The following is a 22356-nucleotide window of genomic DNA, read 5'->3' on the forward strand; positions in this document are numbered from 1 at the left end:
AATCTCTTTCGAAAAATAAAAAGGTGACTCTATTCATAGAATCACCTTTTTTATTTACCTAGTTTTCTAAATAATTTTCATGAGAAATAACAATATAAATAGTTTATATTAAAGCCTTTAGCCGTAAAAATTTCCTCAAATCTGGTTTTAATATTGTAATGCCTAACATTCAAATCTGAATTATAAAGGTCTTCAGTTTTAGTTAATTTATTTACACCAAAGTTTTGAAGTGTTGATACAGAGTATTTAAAGAAAGATTCCGAGTCAGTTTTTAAATGTAAACAACCTCCAGCAGCTAAAATTTTAGCATAAATCTCCAAAAAACGAGGATTTGTAAGCCTTCTCCTTTCGCCACTCTGTAATACTTGCGGATCAGGAAAAGTTATCCAAATCTCAGCGACTTCATTTTCATTAAAAAATGATTCTAATTCATGTACTTTCGTTCTAAGAAAAGCAACATTATTTAAATTAGCCTCCGTAGCCTTTATACTTCCTACTGCTATTCTATCTCCCTTAATATCAATTCCAATAAAATTTTTATCTGGAAATAACTTTGCAAGCCCAACAGTATATTCACCTTTACCACAGCCTAATTCAAGAACAATTGGATTTGAATTCTTAAAAACTTCTTTATTCCACAAACCTTTTACTTTTTCATAAAGAGGTTTCCCTTCTTGTATTACATTTTCTTGAGTAATATTACTTTCAAATCTTATTGCCTTCTTTCTTCCCATTTAATATTCAATCTTTTACTTATCAATTTAAAATTATAATTCATCAATATCTGCTACCACAAAAGTACTTCCACCGATGTAAATCATATCGATGTCAGAAGATTTACCTTTTACAAAAGCTATTGCTTTATTCACATCTTCAATAATCTCTCCTTTTAATGCGTAACTTTCTGCTTTTTCTTGCAATAATTTTGCTTCTAAGGCTCTAGGAACATTTGCTTGACAAAAAATATAGTTTGCCTCTTTAGGAAGCATTGTCAGAATTCCATCAATATCTTTATCTGAAACAAATCCTAAAATCATCCAAAGCTGATGGTATTTAACATTTGCAATACTCGATAGGATTTCTGTAATTCCACTTAAATTATGGGCGGTATCGCAAATCATCAAAGGTTTTTCAGATAAAATTTGCCAACGACCTTTTAAGCCAGTAATTGAAACCACTTTTTCAATCCCTTGATAAACAGCCTCTTCCGAAATATCAAAGCCTTGTTTGTTTAATATTTCTACAGATTTTAATACTCCAAGAATATTTTTTAATTGGTAACTTCCAGTAAGTTGAGAAGTCATTTTTTTTGTTACTCCTGTTTTTTTTATTGAAATTTCTAATTCTAAAGAAGTACCATTATTATTAGATGATTTAATTCCAAAATCATCTTCTGCAAAATAAATTTTAGCATTTTCTTCTTGAGCTTTTAGGACAAAGACATCCTTTGTTTCCTTTTGAAATTCACTGATGACAACTGGTGTATTTTTTTTAATAATTCCAGCCTTTTCACCTGCAATTTGTGGAAGAGTATCTCCTAAAATATCGGTATGATCAAAACTAATATTAGTAATTACTGATAACTCTGGATTGATTACATTGGTAGAGTCTAATCGTCCACCCAAACCAACTTCAATTACTGCAATATCAACCTGCTGTTTGGCAAAGTAATCAAAAGCCATACCTACGCTCATTTCAAAAAATGAAGGCTTTAAATCTTCTAAAAAAACTTGATTATCAACAACATAAGAAATAACCTCTTCTTCTGGAATTGGCTGTCCATTAATACGAATCCGTTCAGTAAAAGATTTTAAATGTGGTGAAGTATATAAACCTGTTTTATATCCTGCTGATTGTAAAATAGCTGCTAAAAAATGAGAAGTACTCCCTTTCCCGTTGGTTCCGGCAATATGAATAGACTTAAATTTTTCCTGTGGATTTCCTAAATGATTACAAATAGCAAGTGTATTATGAAGATTAGCCTTGAAGGCTTTTTTACCAATTCGATGAAATACTGGTAATTGCTGGTATAAATAATTGATTGTTTCTTGATAAGTCATTTTTTCAAAAATCGGAACTAAACCATGCTAAAGAATAATCCCGATTATTTTTCTTTATTGAATGATGAACAAAGATAATTGATGAACTTCCTTAAAAGAAAAAAAGTGTAAATCTTTCGACTTACACTTTTGAATTTATTATCTTGGACTCAACTTAAATGTTACCGTTCCTGATGAGTACTCAGGTCTATCTCCATCACTCGTTGGTCTAAATTTTGTTCTCTGAACTGTTTTTTTGTACTTCTGCATCACTGTTGGGCTGACTGTACTTTCTAAAACGCTTATATCAACTACATCACCATCAGAATCAACTTTGATTTTAAATCGGATTATACCCGTATCGTTTGAATCATCATCTACCACTGGTTTACTAAACCAAGTCCAACCAGTTAAACTTAATGAACTTCCACCGCCAGCGTTCCCTCCTGTTCCACCGTTTCCATCACCTAATGGTCTTTTAGAATATTCACCCCCTTGAACTATTTGTCCATTAGGTTGACCTTGATTACCTCTTCCACTTGTATTTCCATCAGAAGCTCCTCCTGGTCTTGAATCAGAACCTGTAGTTCCATTTGAAGCTAAAGTTCCTTTTTTTGTTGGTAATAAAGCTGAGTTATTAATTTTCTCAACGGGTTTAGCAGGAGTTGGAGTCGGCTTTACTTCAGTTGGTTTTGCTGATAGAATCTTTTTATCAACTTTAGTATTTATACTCTCTTTGACTTTAACTGGACTACTAATTTTGCTACTTACGAGTGGTGCTTCCTTCGGTGATTTTACAACTTTTTTTATTTTTTCAACTTCTGGAGCAACTACAGCGGGCTTAGTAATTACCTTTTCTACTTTCTTTTCTTCTGGAGCAGCTTTGGATTCATTTACTTCTTTTAAATCACTGGCTTTATTTCTTGTATAAACATTACCGCTTCCTGATTTATCTGTGCCAAAATTTAGTACAAAACCACCACCACCAGCCAACTCTTCTTTTTTATTCTCCTCGTCTGTCCATACTGTAATGTACCAAAACAAGTAGAACATTATGGCATTGACGACAATAGTAATAATGAGTGCTCTTTGCCTATTCTTACTTTCTTCTTCTTCGAGATGATAGGAGTTCATTGTGATAATTATTTATAGATTCACAGAATTTACTTTTTAAAAATCCAAGCATTTTGATTAATTGCTTTAGCTACTTTTATAGCCTCTTCATTAGCACTTTGTTCATCTGTAAAACCACCTGCAGAAACTTTAATTAATTTACCTTTTTTGCGAGGCTTTAAAATTGAAGCTTTTGCAAAACCCTTACTTTTTAAAACGTATAATTGATTTTCTGCATTTTCTCTTTCTCCAAAGCTACCTGCTATTACAAAAAAACGATTCTCCTCTTCATTTATTATCGGCTTTGCAATGTTGACTAAAGTATCTTTTTTAGTTAATACTGGAGCTACCTTAATTGGCTCAGATTTGGCAATTTCTTTTTCAATAGACTCTGAATAGGCTTCTTGAGCTTGTTTCTGAGAAAAATGAAAAGGATTAAACGAGCTTAAACTGTTTTTCTCATTGTCGTATAAATAGATTGCCGAAACAAATAAGGCTGCTGAAAACATTCCCAGTAAAAATTTTAACACTGCAGTTCCTTTTCTACGATTTTTACGAATTTCACGAGTTTTATTCGGATTAATAACCAACTTAATTTCTTCAGCAGAAGTTTCACGGTCATTGCTTGCAAAAACTTGTTGAACCGTTTTCGGAGAAACCTTAGTGTTGATTGTTTCTGCTTGAATAATTGGTTGAATAAAATTAGATTTTTTGATCAATATTTTTTCTAATCCAAAGCTTTCACCCAGAAAATTACTGTTCTCAGAAGGATTGAATTGAATTTTACCTTCTTCATTTTCAGTAAAAGTACCAACTCCAGAAATATCAAAACGCTGATCGAAACGTATTCCTTTTTTAGCTGTTTCTACAAAAGACTTAATTTTAAGGTTAGCCTCATCTCTATTTATTCCCTCATTTTTGGCAATATAGTTGCACAACAAACCATCATCATTTTTAAGTAAACCATTGAAGGCCAACCATTTTTGAGCAGGCTTGATATATTTTTCAGATTTATCAACCTTAGCACAATCAAAATTGGTGACGAATCCACCAAAATCTGGGATTACAACACAATCTTGTTCAAAGAGTAATTCTCTAATATGATTTTGTACCGTTGTCATAAATTTTAAAATAATTCAAATAATTGTTTATATGTTCTGCTTACGAATTTAGAAAGAATATGACAGACCACCAAGAAAATTCACCCCTTGTGTAGGATAATATAAGTAACGCTGATAGCTTTTATTTAATATATTATTCACAGAAATAAACAAATTCAAATGATCTGAAAGTAAATAAGTGGCTTTGAAATTTAAGTCAATAATTGATTTAAGTTTTACTTCACGATCTGTTACGTAATTTTTACCTTTCAATCCTGTCATCATATAAAAATCAGATGCTAACAACAATTTATTTTTAACAGTAAAAGTATTTGTCCAAATGGCATTGAAAGCTGGACGATGCCATGCGCCTTCAAGATTACCTAAACCGCTATAAACATTTACGTCAAATTTGAAATTTGATTTCCAAATATCTTGGATTTGATAACTTGCCTGACCTGAGAAGGTTGTTACTTTTACAGTCGTTGTATCATTTGAATACATTACATCAAAACGAGTACTATCAGTTGAATTGCTATTAAATACATAGAAATCTTTGTAACGAGCATAACTTACTTTGGCTTCTACCGAAAGTCCATTAGATAATGTAGCTTTTCCTCCAACAAAATAATCAGCGGTTTTTCTGGTATTTCTTAATTGTGTAAATCGACCCAACCATTGATTTTCTGTCAATAAAGATGTAAGGTTATTGGCATAAACATCTCCTTCATAACCCGCAAATACTTTTACACCTTCCAAGGGCTGAACATCAAGCTTGACAACTGGATATAAATAACTGCGGTTGAAAGTATTTTTTTCTCGGTCATTAATAATATTTAAACCTGCAGAAATTGAAAACAAATCATTCTTGTATTGAAAAGTAGGTTTTAGCTTGTAAAGATTGCGGTATAAAGTAAGTGAATCTTGACGTTGAGCTATTACAATATTTCCCTCCATCAAAGCCGACAATTCTTCTGTTAATGGATACACACCTTTCATACTTGCATTCCAAACCAATTCATTGGCTTTCAGATGGGTGAATAAATAAGAAAGATTTGAGTTAAATACATAATCTACCTTTGCGTCTTTTTTATTATTACTGATTGCTCCTGTAAAATTAAATTTATTCCAAGAATTAAAAATTTGAGACTCTGGAAAATTAAAATTGCTTTGGCTATAAGCATAGAAATCAAAACCTCTTCTTTCCCAACCTAATGAACCTGCTAACTTCATCGAACTCAATGAAGTACGACTATGTACTTTGATTAAGTTTTGTGATTGACCAGAGTAATTTGCTCCAATCGGGCCTAATCTAAAAGCATTATGTTTTAGATAAATTCCATGATAATTGTCTTCTCCAGTAGAAATCCCTGCGTGACCTTCTAAAAAAGTATGTCCATAATTACCAAAACCAGCTCTGATAATATTATTATATCTTTCTGCATTTTCGTCTTCCTTAGTACTTCCTTTGTCGGGCATTGTAACAATTGGACTAAATTCAGGTGTTTCTACAGGCAATCTTCTTTCTGTAAATTCGTATCGAATTGGCTTTTTACTATTATCAATTTTTGCCGTTGAAATCTTTTCGAAAATTCTGTTGGCTTGTGGCAAATTTACTTTTGCTTCTTTCCAAACTTCAATTTCATCTGTTTTTACTTCTCCTTCTTTTTTCTGAGCATTCATTTTTAATGAAAAACCTAGCGCCATGATTAAAAGAGGAACTCGTGTATATATGGTATTGAATGAGCTATTTTGCATTTTAAGAAAGGTTTTAATGACCTAATCAATTTTCTGTCTGTTTGAACACTATGTAGTCGATGAAAAATAAACGATGCTGTTATATAATTATAACAATGAATATCAATATCTTACATTTTTAATTCATTACTTATAATTCATATTTATTACTTATTTTCTTTCGATAGCCTTTAATTTTGCTTTTGCTTCAGCGACGATTTCTTGATCTGGAAGATTTTCAATAATAGAGTTTAAAGTAGCACGAGCCTGAACGATATTATCTAAACCTACAAAATCATCAGAAAGTAATAAATAAGCTTTTCCAACAATGTTGTCAGAAGCATCAGCAAAATCATTTCTGAATTTACTGATAATCATTTCAGACGACTCTTTATACTTTCTTTGATTGTAAAGAATTCTCGCAATTAAATACTGTGCTTCAGCACCATAATTATCTTTAGCAATCGCAATTGTTTGATTAAAGAAATCAGTAGCCTTTACAAAATCGTTTCTATCCAAATAAATTTTACCTGTATAAAGTTTAGCTTTACTTTTTGCACCCAACACTAAATCAGGAGTATTCGCTACTTCATTGGCATAATAAATGGTAGAATCTGTTCTTGATATTTTATAATACGATTCCATCAAACCAATTAAAGCAGATTGTTGGTCTTTTTTATCAGCAACTAATCTTAAAATATTTTTGTAATTCGTAATTGCTCGGTTGAAATTATTTGTATTGAATTCAATCTCAGCAGCTTTTACCAATGCTTTATTGACTGATTTATATTTATTATCAGCAATTACTTGGTAATAATAATTCAGCGCTTGATTTTTATCATTCAACTTACTGTAAGATTCTGCAATCAAATATTTTGCTTCATAAGATTCTACACTTGTTGGATTTTTACGAATGTATTCAGTTAAAGCTGGAATAGCCTTGTCAAATTTATCAGCATAGAAAAGACGTTTCGCTGTTTCGTATTCTAAACCAACTACCGAATTATCAGTTGGATTAGTTCTTTGATATTCCATTAAAATCATTGAAAAATCATCAGGGCGACCTACTTCATTCAATGCTTCTTGAACACCTGTCAAAGCATCTTTACTTTGTGGAAGTGTTGGGAAGTTTTTCAAAATGTTTTTGTAATCTAAAATGGCAGCTTCGTGATTCGCTGTATTCGAGAAAGCCGCAGCTCTTTTCAATAAAGCATTAGGAATCAATCTACTTTGCGGTTTATTATTAATCAATTGTGTAAATCTTGTAATAGCAGGAATGTATCTACCAGCTACAAATTCAAGATTTGCTTCTTGATAAAGGGCATTATCAAAATAAAGTGATTGGGGGAAATCTGATTGTACTTTTTGGAAAGCAGCTTTTGCTCCAGCTTCATTTCCTTTCAAAGCCAAAACCAAACCTTTTTGGAAAGTAGCGTAATCACGGTCAGAACGATTACCAGCAATGGCTTGATCATAATAATAAATTGCTTGATCGTAATTTTTAGAAGCAAAGTAAGTATCTCCTAAACGCACCAAAGCATCTTGTAATGCTTGAGTGTCGCCCGAAGATTTCATCAAATCTGCATACTCTTTAAAAATTCTGTTTGCTTTATCGTATTCCTTATTATTATAGTAGCAATACGCTAATGAGTATCTGCTTTTTCCTTGAATCTCCGTTAAAGTACTCACCGAGGGGTCTGAAGTTCCAATAAGCATTTGATACAGAGGAATCGCTTCTGCATAACGTTTCTCTGCTGATAAAGCTTCAGCTTTCCAGAAAATTGCCGAGTATTTTGTTTCAGCACTTTCTGGTGTTAATAAAGATTTCTCAAAATAAGGAAGTGCATCAACGTAACGCTCATCGTTATAGAATTTCACAGCTTGATTGAAGGAAATTCTTTGATAAGCTCCATTTGTTCTTGGAGTACGTTTTCTCAAACCTTCAATATAAGCTAAAGCGGCTTGATAATTATTTGAATATAAATAAGCTTCACTCACCAACTCATTGGCTTCATCTTCATATTTAGAATTTGGATACTTTGCCAGAAAGCCTTCAAAAGCTTTGATAGACTCCGCTCCTCTTTGCAAATCCAATAATACTTTGGCATAATTGAAATCTGCATCTTCGGTAACCGTTTTATTAAAACTTGTTTTTCTAGCTTGGTCAAATGCTCCTAGAGCATAATTTGGATTATTGGCTTTCAAATAACTAATTCCCAAAATATATGCAGCGTACTGTCCAAGAGTATCTCCTTTGGCTGCTACATTTTTTAATTGTTCGCTGGCAAGGGCAAATTGGTCTGTCTTATACAAACTATATCCATAACGATAGGCAATCGTTGGAGGCATTCCTTGTGACTTATAGTTTTTATAAATGGTATAATAATTTTCAGCTTTTATATAGTTAGCTTGTTGGAAATATACTTCTGCACTTAATAAAGATACATCGTCTAATTTCTTTCCTGAATTTTTCTCTCTTAACAAAGGCTCAGTGTAGGCCAACATTTCAGTATATTTTCCTTGACGGTAATAACTATGTGCTAACCAACTTGGAATTTCTGAGAAATACGCCGTAGAAAGTTCTGCTTGTTTAAAATCAAAAATGGCTTCTTCATATTTTTTATCTCGGAAATTAATAATTCCAGAGTAATACGATGCCGACGAAGCATAAGCTCCTTGTCCACCTTTGATGGCACTAAAAATATTTAAGGCTTCTCTATAATTCTGAAGTGTGAAATGTGAAATTCCTAAACGATATTGTGCTTCTTCATTTGATTTCGGACTTTTTGATAAATAATCTACAGCACGAGCATAATCGCCTTGGTCATAAAAGTAATTTCCAATCTCCGTAAAAAGTGTTGCAGCAATTGGATGTTCAGGATAATTTCTAACAAATCTGCTTGCCAATAATTCAGTATCAGAATAATTCAAATACAAACTACACTTCACTAAATAATATTCTGCCCATACTTTATTGGCATCTTCTTTTTCCAAAAAGGTTCTGTCTGCTTCGAGGTATTGTGCTAGTTCTGCTCTACAAGCTTCATAATTCTTCGATTCAAAATGTTCTTGTCCATTTCTAAAATGCACAGAAATATCTGAATAACTTAAAGTGCTTTGTGCCAAAGTAGTTGTCTGGAAAGCAATTGTTGAAGTAAGAAGTGTTGAGATTACTAACGAAGTTAATCTTTTCATTAGAGATGATTTTTAGGGTGTTTAATCTATCAAAAAATGTAAATATGATTATTTTTAGATAGAAAATAATTTGTTAAACAAGCTATGGATTATTACTTTTGACATTTGTGAAATTCTTTAATGCTTGCTTGTATTGAATTAGAAAGCAAATTTAAAAAGTCACCAAGCATTTTTCACAGCAAAGTATTATTTAATTTTAAAACGTTCATAACAAACATTAAATTATGAAAAAAAAATCAATATTAGCCGTATTTCTACTCATTTGCCAATTTCTGAGGGCTCAGAACCCCATAAGTCAGCCTAAAATTGAGTACACGCTTTCGATGGAACAACCTCAAACGCACTATTTTGATGTAAACCTGAAAGTATCTAATCTTGACATCAAAACGAAAAATCAAGGTTATATTGATTTTAAAATGGCTGTTTGGACGCCCGGCTCTTACCTCGTTCGTGAGTATGCCAAAAACGTAGAAAGTGTAAAGGCTTCCAATAAAACGATTCCTTTAAAATCAGATAAAATCAATAAAAATACTTGGCGAGTTCAAATTGATAAAAACACGAATGAAGTAAATATTTCCTATAAAGTATATGCTTATGAGTTATCAGTAAGAACATCTTTCTTAGATGATTCTCATGGTTATTTAAACCCTGCAAGTGTATTCTTATACGTTAATGCTTGGAAACAAGTTCCTTCTACGCTTACAATTAAACCTTTTCAAGGTTGGACTACCGTTTCCACAGGTTTAAAAAACATTGGTACTTTTACTTATCAAGCTGAAAACCTTGATATTTTGATTGATTCACCGATTGAAATTGGAACACAAAAAGTACTTTCATTTGATTTGAATGGAATTCCCCATAAAATTGCTATGTATGGCGAAGCAAAATTTGACGAGGCTAAAGTAACTGCTGATTTCAAAAAAGTATGCGAAGCTGCACTATCAGTAGTAGGCGAACATCCTTGTAAAGATTATACTTTCTTGATTCATAATTTAGCTGTGGGTGGCGGTGGCTTAGAACACTTAAACTCAACCACTTGCCAAACTTCAAGAAGTAGTTATGCTGACCCAAGACGTTACCAAAGTTTATTAAGCTTGGTGGCTCACGAATATTTTCACTTATGGAATGTAAAACGTATTCGTCCAAAAGCTCTTGGTCCATTCGATTACGAAAACGAAAACTATACGCACATGTTGTGGTTCTCGGAAGGTTGTACAAGTTTCTACCAAAGTTATATTTTACGTAGAGCGAACATACAAAGCGTAGAAGATTATATTAATACTTATGCTTCTGAAATTAACACGATTGAAAATCAACCCGGAAATAAAACGCAATCTGTAACAGAATCTAGCTGGGATGCTTGGATAAAATATTATCGCCCGAACGAAAATTCAAAAAACAGTACCGTTTCATATTATGACAAAGGTGCTGTGCTAGGCGGAGTATTAAACCTTATTATTTTACAATCGACTAAAGGTGCAAAAAACCTCGATGATGTAATGAGAGCTTTGTACAATGAATATTACAAAAAACAAGGTAGAGGTTTTACAGATGAAGAATTCCAGAAAACAGTTGAAACAATTGCAGGAAAAAGTATGAATGATTTCTTCCAAAAATATATTTTCGGAACAGAAACCATTCCATACAATACTTATTTAGAAGCAGTTGGAATGAATTTAGTGGATAAAAATGCTGATAAGAACGAGCCTTTCTTGGGTGCGGAATTAAGCAAAACTACTAATTTGAGAATTACTGGCATTATCAAAGATTCTCCTGCTTATATAAATGGGTTGAACGTGGGTGATGATATTCTTCAAATCGACGGACAAACCATTACTAAAAATGAGGATCTTTTAAAAGCCGTAAGTAATAAGAAAATTGGAGAAGTATTGACCGTTAAAGTAAAACGAGATGGTTTAGAAAAAACATATCCGATTACCCTTCTGAGAAATCCAAACAAAAATTTCGTGATTGAACCTTTGGCAAATCAAAGCCCAGAGCAACAAGCACTTTATAAAAAATGGTTATTTTTATAAAGTAATTTAATTGTATTTTCTCACAAAAAAGGCTTCCTGTTTTGAACAAGAAGCCTTTTTTGTGAGAAAAAATCTATTTCGCTATCCAGCGAATTTCTCAGTAATCACCCATCAATTCACCTAAATCCTGATACATTTCTTTAAAACGAGTAATTATTTTTTCGATAAATTCTTCGTTCACCATTGCTCGAATTTCGTCTTCTGAAACATCCATTTCTGAAATTTTATAGACTTGCTCCAAATCTGGGGTTTCGAATTTTACAAAAAACTTTGAATTCCATTTATATAATGAAATTTTCAAATCAGGACTAGAACCTTTCAACTCGCCAATAAAGTACATATCAGATAAATTTTAATTGTGAGAATTAAGCTACTACGTCTTCGATAATTGTAATTTTTTGAATTACATCGCCTTCACGAATCGCATCAATTACCTCTAAACCTTCAACAACTTTACCAAAACAAGTATGGTTACGGTCTAAGTGAGCAGTATTTCTACGGCTATGGCAGATAAAGAACTGAGAACCACCAGTATTTCTTCCACGGTGAGCCATTGATAAAACGCCACGATCATGGTATTGATTATTTCCAGTTAATTCACAAGGAATAGTATAACCAGGGCCACCGCCACCAGTTCCAGTTGGGTCGCCACCTTGGATTACGAAATCTGGTAATACTCTATGAAAAGTAACGCCATCATAAAAACCACTTTTTGATAAATCAACAAAGTTTTTAACATGAATTGGAGCATCTTGCTCGTAAAATTCTATCACCATCAAACCTTTGTCGGTTAGCATTTCAGCTTTAATCATTGTAATATTTTTTAAAGTTTAAATAAAGGTAACAAAGCACCCTCACAAAATTAGAAACAAAAGCGTTAAAGTCATAGTTTCGAAGGCAGTCTTCCTAATTTTTCAAAAAAACAATTGAAAGTAATTAGCATGAGTCGTTCTCAACAATTTGTAGTAATTTTGAAGCCGAAATTGAATGTAAAAAATCCATTCAAAGATTAAACACAGTCTTGTACAAACAAACACATTAATTTTAGTGAAAAATAAATCAATCCTATTCATACTCTCTTGCGTGATTTTTTTCTCTTGCGGAGCTGATAAAAAAGAAGAAGCCATAAAATTCTTTCAAAGAGGTAATTATAAATTAAAAGATAAAGAGTATCAAGAAGCCATTCATTGGTTCGATGAAGCCATTATTCAAAATCCAGATTTTGCAGATGCTTACAACAATAGAGCATTGGCTTATCAGAAGTTAGATAAACTGGACGAAGCTTTGGCAGATTTAGATAAAGCCATTGATCTTGATAAAAAGTACTGGGAGGCTTATTACAATCGTTCAGAAATATTTTTTCAGAAAGGCGATTTTCAAAACAGCTTGGTAGATTTAGAGAAAATTTCTGTTCCTTTTAAAGATTCTTCGTTTTATTTTGTGAGCCTAGGAAATGTAAAAGTACAAATGAATAACTCGTCGGGTGCTACCGCAGATTATGAGAAAGCACTCAGGATAAATCCTAAAAATGCCGAAGCCTATTCAAATCATGGTTTTATTTACTTTGAGAATAAGCAGTACGATTTAGCGAAGAAAGATTTTCAGAAAGCAATTGCAATTAATCCAAAACAAGATTTTGCCTTGAACAATCTTGCTTTTATTCTTTCAGAAGAGCAAAAATTTCAAGAAGCAAAAGTTTATTCAGAACAAGCCATCGCTCTAAAACCAACAGATGCCATCTATTTGAACAATTATGGATACATTTTATTACAAATTGGGAAATTAGAACTAGCAAAAGAAACTTTGGAACGCTCCTTGAGAATTAACCCACAAAACGCTTATACGCTGAGGAATTTAGGTTATTATTTTAGAAAAATCGGAAAAGAAACGGAAGCACAAGCCAAATTTACAGAAGCTAAAAAGCTTGATAATAGCATAGAAATAAAATAACAAAAAAGACTTTACGCTCATCGTAAAGTCTTTTTTGTTATCAACTAAGCCGAAAAGCCAGCCTTAAATTGTTTGAATATTTCTGTGTTATAAACACTATTTGTTTCAATTTCAAAAATTTTCGCTTTTCCATTATGGTCAAGGAAAGCTGTTGATAAAGCATGAAATTCATCCACTGTTTTAGCATTAAAATAATCTAGATCAGCTTCTAAAGCAGTTTTTTCAGCGGTATAAGATTGAACCGTTTCAAAATAATCAGCTAATTCAGCTTGTTTACTTGGGCCATCTATCATTCTAAAAATTCCACCACCGTGATTATTGATTAAAATAATACGCAGATTATCAGGAATATAACGATTCCAAAGAGCATTTCTGTCATAAAAGAAAGCCAAGTCCCCAATTAATAAATAAACTAATTTATCCGTACTCAAAGCAGCCCCCAAAGCAGTACTTACACAACCATCAATCCCGCTTGTTCCTCTGTTAGCAAAGATTTCAATTTGTTTTTCGGGAGCAGTACCAATATAATTTGCATAACGTACTGACATAGAATTCGCTAAGTGTAATTGGCTATTAGCAGGAATTGCATCTAATAATTTTTTAATCGCATAAAATTCATTGAGTTGCTTTTGATGAAAATCTGCTAAAAAGAAATGTTCAAGATAACTCTTTGCTTTAAAGTTATTTTTTTTCCATTCATCTAAATAAAAGCCATCTCTTTCTTCGTCATCACCATTTTTAAATTGAGCAAAATCAATATCCTCAAGAAGTTTCTCAAAAAAGTACTGAGGTTGAACAGGAATTACTTTCGTTAAAGATTGAAAAGTATCAATCAAGTGATTATCGAGACTTAAATGCCAATGTTCAATGGCTTTATTTTTACGTAAAAAGGTTTTAAAGCTCTTTGAAATAAAAGATTTTCCAAAAGTAATTAAGAGTTCTGGCCTTAGATTATCTGTCTCTTGATTCAGAAAAATATCATGATTTGAGATTACATCAAACTTCAAATTAGCAATAGCATCGCCAAGGATTGGGAAGTTAAATTCATCTTGTAATTTCTGTAAAACAGCTGTTAAAGCTGGATTATATTCGTTTTGACCACCAGCAATTAATACTCTGTCATATTGTTCAATACTTTGTAAAAGAGTAGCCCAAACTTCTTTTGAAAGTGTGTTTTCAGTATCTAATCTTTCAATAACTCTAACATCATTATCAAATCTAATTTGCTCATTTTCAGCAGGATAAAAAGGTTCTCTCAGTGGGATATTGATATGAACTGGTCCTTTCGGGAAAGTATTTGCTAAATTAACAGCGTTATTTACAGTACGCTCAATATGCCAAATAGCATCAGGATGACTGTAGTCAGCTCCTATTTCAAAACTTTGTTTAACGTGTTTTCCAAAAATATCAGTTTGATAAATCGTTTGCCCATCATGTTGATGAATCCACTCTTTGGGTCTATCTGCTGTAAGAATAATCAACGGAATTTCTTGGAAAAAAGCTTCCGCAACAGCTGGTGCATAATTATAAGCTGCCGAACCAGAAGTACAACAAATAGTAACAGGTTTTTTAAGGTTTTGAGCCATTCCCATTGCAATGAAAGCGGCCGAACGTTCGTCAGAAATTGATAGAGTTTTAATATCAGGATGACGAACCAGAGCAATCGTCAACGGAGCATTTCTTGAACCGGGTGAAATGATGGCATCATTAACACCTTTTCTCGAAAGAATTTCTACAAGATTAACTATGGGTTGTAAAAGCATAGATATTTACAGATTAATAAACCCTAAAAACAGATTAAAAAAGAAAAAGCGTAACCAATTGAAATTCAATTAATTACGCTTTTAATAAGTAGCGGGAAGCAGGATCGAACTGCCGACCTTAGGGTTATGAATCCTACGCTCTAACCATCTGAGCTATCCCGCTGTCGTATTGTGGTGCAAAATTAGCACTTTTGTGTTCAAATGCAAAGTGATTTCACAAATACTTTCATTTTTTATTGAAAATATTTTTTTCTTTTAACCGTTTTACAATCAATATTCATTATAAATAATTGAGAATCAAGAAGGAAAGCAGATGCTTTTTTTATCAAAAAAAAAGTAATTTTTTTGAAATTAAAAAAAAAGCTTGCGTATTTCTCTAACATTTATACCTTTGCCAAAACAGAGTTTCGGTAGTCAATTACTCGATCCCTATCTCCTCAAACTATGGAGACGAGTAATTTAGTGATTTAAATACCTTTAAATGTTAGGATTATGAGCAAACATAAATTTATTGTAGAATTTGAATTGAGAGCCTCTCCTAAGGTACTTTTTCCTTACATCAGCTCGGCATCTGGCTTACAACAGTGGTTTGCAGAGAAAGTCACATTGAAAGACAGTTCAACATTTGATTTTTCTTGGGATGGAGACAGCCACATTGCCAAACTTTCACAATTGAGGTTAAATAAATCAGCAAAATTTGATTTTTTACCAAGCAGTCCTGAAGATCGTGACCATAACTATATCGAATTCAAGATGGAAGTAAGTGATTTGACGGGTTCAACCTATTTGAAAATTGTTGACTACTCTGATAACACAGACGACAATGAATTGAGCGAGTTATGGGAAGATTTAATCTATAAACTCAAAGAAATTGTTGGCAATTAAGCTTATTTAACAAGCGTATCAACTCAAAAATATTTAATTTTGCGTTTCTTTGAACAGACGCACACAACGCTCGTTTTTCATTTGATGAAATACGAGCGTTTTAATTATAGAATATGATTAAGAAACTTGATAAACTTATCATCAAAGCCTTCTGGCAACCTTTTGTTTTAACATTAGCTGTAGTCATTTTTATTTTTTTGATGAGGCTTATTTTAGTGTATTTCGCCGATCTTTTCGGGAAAGATTTGGGTGTTGAAGTATATTTTGAGCTTTTTTTCTATTTTAGTCTAATCACAATTCCCATCGCTTTACCTTTGGCGATGCTACTTTCTACACTAATGACTTATGGAAAACTAGGCGAATTTTTTGAACTGACAGCTATTAAAAGTGCTGGAATTTCCATTACTCGTGCTATGCAACCCATGTTTGTCATTGCAGTATTCATTAGTCTTTTTGCATTCTGGTTCAATAATGTTGCTTTACCTTGGGCAAACCTCAAAGGCTATAGATTACTTTACGACATCAAAACCACAAAAACAACCTTAAATATTAAAGAAGGCATTTTTTATAATGATTTGCCTGGATACAGTATCAAAGTATCAAAAAAATATGCTGACAATAAAACCTTGAAAAATATTGTCATCTTCGACCACACAAAAAATGATGGTAACAAACATCTAACTTTGGCTGATTCTGCATTGATGTACACCATCATGGATAAACAATATCTAATTTTTGAGCTTTTTAATGGTAATGATTATGTAGAAGATGCAGACAAAACAAGTAATACCAACCAGACCGATATGGTAACTCATGCTTTTACGAAGAGTAAAGTAGTAATGAGTTTAGCAGCTTTTGATATGCACAAAACCGAAGAAGAACAATTTAAGCATTATCAAATGATGAGAAGCTATGATGAATTAGCTAAAGATGCTGATTCACTCAAAAGAGATTTTAATAGAATTAAAGAAAATTTTTATGATAATTCTCGTTCATATTATCTTTTTGAAATGAACAGGTTGCCTCTTCCATTAACAGAAGAGCAAAAAAAACTTAAAAAAATGAAGATGAGTAGCTTGGATTCACTCATCAAAAAAAGAGATAATAGAACTGCCAATCCTTTTCAAGTACTTGATTTTGCTATTTCTCAAACCAATAATGTTTTAAGTTTTGCAGAAAGTAATGCTTCTGCTTTAAAGTCAAAAGGTGAAGATTTGAGGAAAACAAATCTTGAATGGCATCATAAATTCACGAATGCCATTGCGGTTTTTGTAATGTTCCTTATTGGAGCGCCATTAGGAGGTATTATCAAAAAAGGAGGTTTTGGTTTGCCTGTTGTTATTGCAATTGTGTTCTTTATATTAATGTATGTAATGACACAGCAAGGCGACAAAGCTGCAAAAGAAAGTAGAGTAATTGTACAAATTGGTGCTTGGCTTTCAAATACAGTATTGTTTTTTATTGGTCTGTACTTTCTGAACAAAGCCAAAAATGATTCTCGTCTTTTTGAGAGCGATGCTTACATTGTTTATTTCAATCAAGCTAAAGAAAGCTTCAAAAAACTAAAGTTTTCAAAGAGATTCTTTAATAATTAAGGATTAGATTTGTTATTAGGTAAAAAAAGCGTTATTTTTGCACGTTTTCATATTTTATAACAATTTAAACTGGTTGAAGATGTATTTAACTTCAGAAGTAAAGCAGGGGATTTTCGAATCTCGTGGACATGAGAAGTCAAAAATTGATACTGGTTCTGCAGAGTCGCAAATCGCTTTGTTTACTTTCAGAATCTCTCATTTGACAGAACACTTAAAGAAAAACAAAAAGGATCACTCTACTCGTATGGGTCTTTTGAAGTTGGTTGGTAAACGTAGAAGTTTATTAGATTATTTAATCAAAACTGATATTACTCGTTACCGTGCTATCATTGCTGAACTAGGCATTAGAAAGTAATTTTCTTTCAAAGCAGGGAGTCTTGAAAAAGATTCCCTGCTTACATTTCCTCTCTTTGGGTACTCGTCAATTTTTTGTGGTTCGTCAGTAAAGTAGTTTCTCTAGACAATTTAACGATAAATTGAGCATTGACGAACAGAGAATATGCGAATCAACATCCAACAAAAACCTTGTTCGATACGTTAAACAATTAATCCAACAAGGTAATTAATCAAAATATATGTCTTTTAACGTAATTACGAAGAAAATAATAATGCCCGATGGTAAAGAAATCACCATCGAAACAGGTAAACTCGCAAAACAGGCAGATGGGTCTGTGGTCGTGAGAAGCGGAAACATGATGCTTTTGGCAACGGTGGTATCAAGCCCAACAGCCAAAGAAGGAACTGATTTTTTACCATTATCAGTTGATTACCAAGAAAAATTTGCCTCTGCGGGTAAAATCCCAGGAGGTTTTTTACGCCGTGAATCTAGACTTTCTGATTATGAAATTTTAGTTAGCCGTTTAGTAGATAGAGCTTTACGCCCTACTTTCCCTTCAGATTATCACGCTGATACACAAGTAATGATTACGATGATTTCTGCTGATTCAGAAATCACTCCTGATGCTTTTGCAGGTTTAGCAGCAGCAGCTTGTTTAGCAGTATCAGATATTCCATTCAATGGTCCAATTTCAGAAGTACGTGTAGCAAAAATCAACGGAGAATTTGTTGTTAACCCTCTTTCATCACAAATTGCCAATGCTGAACTAGAATTATTGGTTGCAGCAAACGTAAATGATATTTTGATGGTAGAAGGTGAAGGAAATGAAATTTCTGAAACTGATATGCTTGCAGCTTTGAAAATTGCTCATGATGCTATTAGAATTCAATGTGCGGCTTTGATTGAATTAACTGCTGAAACTGGTAAAACAGAAAAGCGTGTTTACAATCACGAAACACATGATGAAGAATTGAAGAAATTCCTTTGGGATACTTATTTTACTAAATTCTATGAGGCTGTAAAATTAGCTAACCCAAGTAAAAACGGCAGAAAAGAATCATTCAAAGCTATTGAAGAAGAATATTTCACTTCATTGCCAGAAGATTCTACTGTTAATAAAACTTTAGCAAAATGGTATTTCCATGACATCGAAAAAGAAGCGGCTCGCCAATTAGTATTGAACGAACGTTATCGTTTAGATGGTCGTAAATTAGACGAAATTCGTCAAATTACTTGCGAAGTTGATTATTTACCTTCTCCACACGGTTCAGCAGTCTTTACTCGTGGTGAAACTCAATCACTTACAACAGTAACATTAGGAACGAAATTAGATGAACAAATCGTTGATCAAGCGATGACGTCTGGTTACAACCGTTTTATGTTACACTACAACTTCCCAGGTTTCTCAACAGGTGAAGTTAGACCAAACAGAGGACCTGGTCGTCGTGAAATCGGTCATGGTAACTTAGCAATGCGTGCTATCAAAAAAGTATTACCTGCTGATGTTGACAATCCTTATACAATTCGTGTAGTTTCTGATATTTTAGAATCGAATGGTTCTTCATCAATGGCTACCGTTTGTGCTGGTACTTTAGCATTGATGGATGCTGGTGTGAAAATCAAAGCGCCTGTTTCTGGTATTGCTATGGGTTTAATTTCTGACCCCAAGACTGGTAAATATGCTGTACTTTCTGACATTTTGGGTGATGAAGATCACTTAGGAGATATGGACTTCAAAGTAACTGGTACTGAAAATGGTATCACTGCTTGTCAAATGGATATTAAAGTTGACGGACTTTCGTATGAAGTATTGGCAGAAGCTTTGGATCAAGCAAAACGTGGTCGTTTACACATTTTGGGTAAGATGAAAGAAGCTATCGAAACTACGAGAGCTGAATTGAAACCGCATACTCCAAGAGCAATGGTTATTAAAATCTTGAAAGACCAAATTGGTTCAGTAATCGGGCCAGGTGGTAAAATCGTTCAAGATATTCAAAAACAATCTGGAGCAACTGTTACGATTGAAGAAAAACCAGACGGTGGTTATGTTTCTATTTTCTCTTCAAACAAAGAGTCAATGGATAAAGCTGTTGCAATGGTTAAAGGAATTGTAATGATTCCAGAAGAAGGAGAAGTTTACGATGGTATTGTAAAATCAATTATGCCATTTGGTGCATTTGTTGAGTTCTTACCGGGCAAAGATGGTTTATTACACATCTCTGAAATTAAATGGGAACGTTTAGAAACAGTAGAAGGTGTATTACAAATTGGCGAACAAGTAAAAGTAAAATTGATTGAAGTTGATAAGAAAACTGGAAAGTTCCGTTTATCACGTAAAGCTCTTTTACCAAAACCAGAAAAGAATTAGAACAAATCCGAATTTTATTACGTTCTCTTGATAACGCATTAAAAATATATTTTACCAAACGATTATATTTTGACGATTTTGTCTTTATATAATTGTTTGGTTTTTACCATTTGGATTTGTTAACCATTTAAAATATAACAAGTATAATATGAGACAGCTAAAAATTAGTAAGCAAATTACTAACAGAGAGAGTCAATCCCTTGATAAGTATTTACAAGAGATTGGTAAGGTGGATTTATTGACACCAGAGGAGGAGGTTATTTTAGCTCAGAAAATTCGTGACGGGGATCAACTTTCATTAGAAAGACTAACGAAGGCAAACCTTCGTTTTGTGGTATCCGTAGCAAAACAATATCAAAATCAAGGGCTTAGCTTAGGTGACTTAATTAACGAAGGTAACTTAGGTTTGATTAAAGCTGCTCAACGTTTTGATGAAACTCGTGGTTTTAAATTTATCTCTTATGCTGTTTGGTGGATTCGTCAATCTATTTTGCAAGCTTTAGCTGAGCAATCTCGTATTGTACGTTTACCTTTGAACCGTGTAGGTTCATTAAATAAAATTTCTAAAACTTTTTCTGAATTAGAGCAGAAGTTCGAGCGTGAGCCAACTCCTGAAGAATTAGCAGAAGTATTAGAAATCTCTACTGGTGAAGTTGTTGATACATTAAAAATTTCGGGTCGTCACGTTTCGATGGATGCACCATTCGTACAAGGTGAAGAAAATTCATTGTTGGACGTTTTGGAAAATGACGGTGAAGATAAGCCAGATTCAGGATTAATTAATGATTCCCTTCGTCGTGAAGTACAAAGAGCTTTATCTACTTTAACACAACGTGAAGCAGATGTAGTTACTTTATATTTTGGATTGAACGGAGAACACGCTATGACATTAGAAGAAATTGGTGAAAAATTCAATTTAACTCGTGAACGTGTTCGTCAAATCAAAGAAAAAGCTATTCGTCGTTTAAGACATACTTCAAGAAGTAAAGCGTTGAAAACTTATCTTGGATAGTTTTTAGACTTTTAGATTTAGGACTATAGGACTTAATGACTTTAAGATTTTATTCTTTGAGTTATTAAGTCCTTTGTTTTTTAAGTCTTCCCAGTCTTAAAGTCATTAAGTCCTCAAATCTTCAAGTCCTTTAGTCTTTTTTATACCTAACCACTTCTACTCCAAATTTCTTTAGAAACTCCACTCCTTCGTCTTTAGGAATTCCTTTGTATTCGGCATAAGAATTTAAAAAAACTACTTTTGCAACTTTCATCGTGTAAATTACTCTTGCACAAGCGATACATGGCGAAAGTGTTACATAAATAGTTGAGCCTTCAATACTTGAGCCATTTTTTACTGCATACAAAATAGCATTTTGTTCTGCATGCAATGCTAAAGAACAACTTCCTTTTGAGTCTCTCTCACAGCCTTCAACTGGAAATTCTATATCACAATTATGTGTTTCAGCGGGTGGACCGTTATAACCAATCGAAATAATTCTGGTATCTTTTGTAAGTACTGCTCCTACTTGTGCTTTCACACAATGTGAGCGTTTGGCTAGATTAACAGCCAAATCCATAAAAATATCATCAAAAGCAGGTTTCTGCATTCTTTTTGAGTTTATGAGTTTATGAGCTATCAGTTGATGAGCTAATGAGTTGATGAGCTTATGAGTAAAAAAACTCATCAACTTTAAACTCATAAGCTCATAAACTTTAAACTCATAAACTATTAATGATGTACTCCGCCGTCGCCATGAACGTGACCGTGGTCTAGTTCAGACTGCGTAGCTTCTCTAACCGCAACGATAGTTCCTTTGAAAAACATTTCTTTATCAACCAATGGATGATTAAAATCCATTCTCACTAAGGTATCTTCTACAGCAATAATTTTTCCGTTTAAACGATTTCCAGCGTCATCAGTCATTGGTAAAAAATTACCAACTTCTAACATTTCTTCTACATATTCGCCGTCAACTTTAAAAATTTCTTTTGGTAATTCAACCACAGCAGATGGGTCGTATTCACCGTAACCTTCTTCCGCAGGAATTGAAAATTCAAAAGTATCTCCCGCTGAAAGTCCTTGAATTTTTTCTTCAAAAGCTTCTGGTAAACCACTTAAACCTTGAATAAAAACCATTGGGTCTTCTTGTTCTACGGTTTCAATTAAATCTTTTACGCCTTCAGCATCCGTTACTGTTAGCTCGTATGTTAAGGTAACAACCTTTTCATTTGAAATTTGCATTG

At 33.1% G+C, this 22356-nt stretch carries 18 protein-coding genes and 1 tRNA gene; 7 read left to right on the top strand and 12 right to left on the bottom strand.

Features of this window, described 5'->3' with window-relative positions:
* Nucleotides 1-77: 77 nt before the first annotated feature.
* From trmB to VB776_RS11135, 6 genes are all read right to left on the bottom strand, one after another.
* Entirely contained in the window at nt 78-734 is a 657-nt protein-coding gene (gene trmB, locus VB776_RS11110) for a tRNA (guanosine(46)-N7)-methyltransferase TrmB (protein ID WP_323328995.1), read from the bottom strand.
* 33 nt (nt 735-767) lie between these two features.
* Entirely contained in the window at nt 768-2060 is a 1293-nt protein-coding gene (locus VB776_RS11115) for a bifunctional folylpolyglutamate synthase/dihydrofolate synthase (RefSeq protein ID WP_323328997.1), read from the bottom strand.
* Between the two features lie 138 nt (nt 2061-2198).
* Nucleotides 2199-3173, bottom strand: a complete 975-nt coding sequence (locus VB776_RS11120; RefSeq protein ID WP_323328999.1) for an energy transducer TonB — start codon at nt 3171-3173, stop codon at nt 2199-2201.
* A 29-nt stretch (nt 3174-3202) separates the two neighbouring features.
* The gene (locus VB776_RS11125) at nt 3203-4273 is read right to left on the bottom strand and encodes an HU domain-containing protein (RefSeq protein WP_323329001.1); all 1071 of its coding nucleotides are present in this window, start codon (nt 4271-4273) and stop codon (nt 3203-3205) included.
* Between the two features lie 48 nt (nt 4274-4321).
* Entirely contained in the window at nt 4322-6010 is a 1689-nt protein-coding gene (locus tag VB776_RS11130) for a porin family protein (protein ID WP_323329003.1), read from the bottom strand.
* A gap of 150 nt (nt 6011-6160) precedes the next feature.
* Nucleotides 6161-9184, bottom strand: a complete 3024-nt coding sequence (locus tag VB776_RS11135; protein ID WP_323329005.1) for a tetratricopeptide repeat protein — start codon at nt 9182-9184, stop codon at nt 6161-6163.
* Between the two features lie 224 nt (nt 9185-9408).
* On the opposite strand from VB776_RS11135, the gene VB776_RS11140 reads away from it, so the two are divergent.
* Entirely contained in the window at nt 9409-11220 is a 1812-nt protein-coding gene (locus VB776_RS11140) for a M61 family metallopeptidase (protein WP_323329007.1), read from the top strand.
* Nucleotides 11221-11317: 97 nt separating this feature from the next.
* Here the strand turns inward: VB776_RS11140 and VB776_RS11145 are convergent, their stop codons facing one another.
* Together VB776_RS11145 and VB776_RS11150 are read right to left on the bottom strand one after the other, a co-directional pair.
* Entirely contained in the window at nt 11318-11560 is a 243-nt protein-coding gene (locus VB776_RS11145; RefSeq protein ID WP_323329009.1) for a hypothetical protein, read from the bottom strand.
* 25 nt (nt 11561-11585) lie between these two features.
* Complete coding sequence (locus tag VB776_RS11150; protein ID WP_323259149.1) at nt 11586-12032, bottom strand: peptidylprolyl isomerase; 447 nt, start codon at nt 12030-12032, stop codon at nt 11586-11588.
* 235 nt (nt 12033-12267) lie between these two features.
* Here VB776_RS11150 and VB776_RS11155 point away from each other — a divergent pair, with 235 nt between their 5' ends.
* A complete protein-coding gene (locus VB776_RS11155) occupies nt 12268-13170 on the top strand; it encodes a tetratricopeptide repeat protein (RefSeq protein WP_323329011.1) in 903 nt (300 codons plus the stop codon).
* Nucleotides 13171-13214: 44 nt separating this feature from the next.
* On the opposite strand, the gene menD is transcribed toward VB776_RS11155, so the two are convergent.
* On the bottom strand, nt 13215-14933 hold the full coding sequence (gene menD / locus VB776_RS11160) for a 2-succinyl-5-enolpyruvyl-6-hydroxy-3-cyclohexene-1-carboxylic-acid synthase (protein WP_323329013.1): 1719 nt from the start codon (nt 14931-14933) through the stop codon (nt 13215-13217).
* Between the two features lie 89 nt (nt 14934-15022).
* Nucleotides 15023-15096: transfer RNA gene (locus VB776_RS11165), tRNA-Met, on the bottom strand.
* Nucleotides 15097-15425: 329 nt separating this feature from the next.
* Here VB776_RS11165 and VB776_RS11170 point away from each other — a divergent pair.
* The 5 genes from VB776_RS11170 to VB776_RS11190 all read left to right on the top strand — a co-directional run bounded on the left by VB776_RS11170 (nt 15426) and on the right by VB776_RS11190 (nt 21130).
* Nucleotides 15426-15818, top strand: a complete 393-nt coding sequence (locus tag VB776_RS11170; protein WP_323259143.1) for an START-like domain-containing protein — start codon at nt 15426-15428, stop codon at nt 15816-15818.
* Between the two features lie 113 nt (nt 15819-15931).
* Nucleotides 15932-17413, top strand: a complete 1482-nt coding sequence (locus VB776_RS11175) for an LptF/LptG family permease (RefSeq protein WP_323329015.1) — start codon at nt 15932-15934, stop codon at nt 17411-17413.
* Nucleotides 17414-17492: 79 nt separating this feature from the next.
* The gene (gene rpsO / locus VB776_RS11180; RefSeq protein ID WP_184135770.1) at nt 17493-17768 is read left to right on the top strand and encodes a 30S ribosomal protein S15; all 276 of its coding nucleotides are present in this window, start codon (nt 17493-17495) and stop codon (nt 17766-17768) included.
* A gap of 220 nt (nt 17769-17988) precedes the next feature.
* Nucleotides 17989-20118 carry a polyribonucleotide nucleotidyltransferase gene (gene pnp, locus VB776_RS11185; RefSeq protein WP_323329017.1) on the top strand — a complete coding sequence of 710 codons (2130 nt, stop codon included), beginning with the start codon at nt 17989-17991 and terminating at the stop codon, nt 20116-20118.
* Between the two features lie 148 nt (nt 20119-20266).
* A complete protein-coding gene (locus VB776_RS11190; protein WP_109744482.1) occupies nt 20267-21130 on the top strand; it encodes a sigma-70 family RNA polymerase sigma factor in 864 nt (287 codons plus the stop codon).
* 130 nt (nt 21131-21260) lie between these two features.
* Here the strand turns inward: VB776_RS11190 and VB776_RS11195 are convergent, their stop codons facing one another.
* Both VB776_RS11195 and VB776_RS11200 read right to left on the bottom strand, forming a co-directional pair.
* Nucleotides 21261-21719, bottom strand: coding sequence for a deoxycytidylate deaminase (locus VB776_RS11195; protein WP_323329019.1), 459 nt, complete (start codon nt 21717-21719; stop codon nt 21261-21263).
* A gap of 122 nt (nt 21720-21841) precedes the next feature.
* Nucleotides 21842-22354 carry an FKBP-type peptidyl-prolyl cis-trans isomerase gene (locus VB776_RS11200; protein ID WP_323259135.1) on the bottom strand — a complete coding sequence of 171 codons (513 nt, stop codon included), beginning with the start codon at nt 22352-22354 and terminating at the stop codon, nt 21842-21844.
* Between the last annotated feature and the right edge of the window lie 2 nt (nt 22355-22356).

This window comes from Arcicella gelida, from assembly GCF_034931025.1.
In the GTDB taxonomy this organism is placed as follows: domain Bacteria; phylum Bacteroidota; class Bacteroidia; order Cytophagales; family Spirosomataceae; genus Arcicella; species Arcicella gelida.

Excerpts from the sequence above, each read along its gene's own strand:
- trmB (WP_323328995.1), bottom strand. The coding sequence starts at position 734 with ATGGGAAGAAAGAAGGCAATAAGATTTGAAAGTAATATTACTCAAGAA.
- VB776_RS11115 (WP_323328997.1), bottom strand. The coding sequence starts at position 2,060 with ATGACTTATCAAGAAACAATCAATTATTTATACCAGCAATTACCAGTA.
- VB776_RS11120 (WP_323328999.1), bottom strand. The coding sequence starts at position 3,173 with ATGAACTCCTATCATCTCGAAGAAGAAGAAAGTAAGAATAGGCAAAGA.
- VB776_RS11125 (WP_323329001.1), bottom strand. The coding sequence starts at position 4,273 with ATGACAACGGTACAAAATCATATTAGAGAATTACTCTTTGAACAAGAT.
- VB776_RS11130 (WP_323329003.1), bottom strand. The coding sequence starts at position 6,010 with ATGCAAAATAGCTCATTCAATACCATATATACACGAGTTCCTCTTTTA.
- VB776_RS11135 (WP_323329005.1), bottom strand. The coding sequence starts at position 9,184 with ATGAAAAGATTAACTTCGTTAGTAATCTCAACACTTCTTACTTCAACA.
- VB776_RS11140 (WP_323329007.1), top strand. The coding sequence starts at position 9,409 with ATGAAAAAAAAATCAATATTAGCCGTATTTCTACTCATTTGCCAATTT.
- VB776_RS11145 (WP_323329009.1), bottom strand. The coding sequence starts at position 11,560 with ATGTACTTTATTGGCGAGTTGAAAGGTTCTAGTCCTGATTTGAAAATT.
- VB776_RS11150 (WP_323259149.1), bottom strand. The coding sequence starts at position 12,032 with ATGATTAAAGCTGAAATGCTAACCGACAAAGGTTTGATGGTGATAGAA.
- menD (WP_323329013.1), bottom strand. The coding sequence starts at position 14,933 with ATGCTTTTACAACCCATAGTTAATCTTGTAGAAATTCTTTCGAGAAAA.
- VB776_RS11170 (WP_323259143.1), top strand. The coding sequence starts at position 15,426 with ATGAGCAAACATAAATTTATTGTAGAATTTGAATTGAGAGCCTCTCCT.
- VB776_RS11175 (WP_323329015.1), top strand. The coding sequence starts at position 15,932 with ATGATTAAGAAACTTGATAAACTTATCATCAAAGCCTTCTGGCAACCT.
- rpsO (WP_184135770.1), top strand. The coding sequence starts at position 17,493 with ATGTATTTAACTTCAGAAGTAAAGCAGGGGATTTTCGAATCTCGTGGA.
- pnp (WP_323329017.1), top strand. The coding sequence starts at position 17,989 with ATGTCTTTTAACGTAATTACGAAGAAAATAATAATGCCCGATGGTAAA.
- VB776_RS11190 (WP_109744482.1), top strand. The coding sequence starts at position 20,267 with ATGAGACAGCTAAAAATTAGTAAGCAAATTACTAACAGAGAGAGTCAA.
- VB776_RS11195 (WP_323329019.1), bottom strand. The coding sequence starts at position 21,719 with ATGCAGAAACCTGCTTTTGATGATATTTTTATGGATTTGGCTGTTAAT.
- VB776_RS11200 (WP_323259135.1), bottom strand. The coding sequence starts at position 22,354 with ATGCAAATTTCAAATGAAAAGGTTGTTACCTTAACATACGAGCTAACA.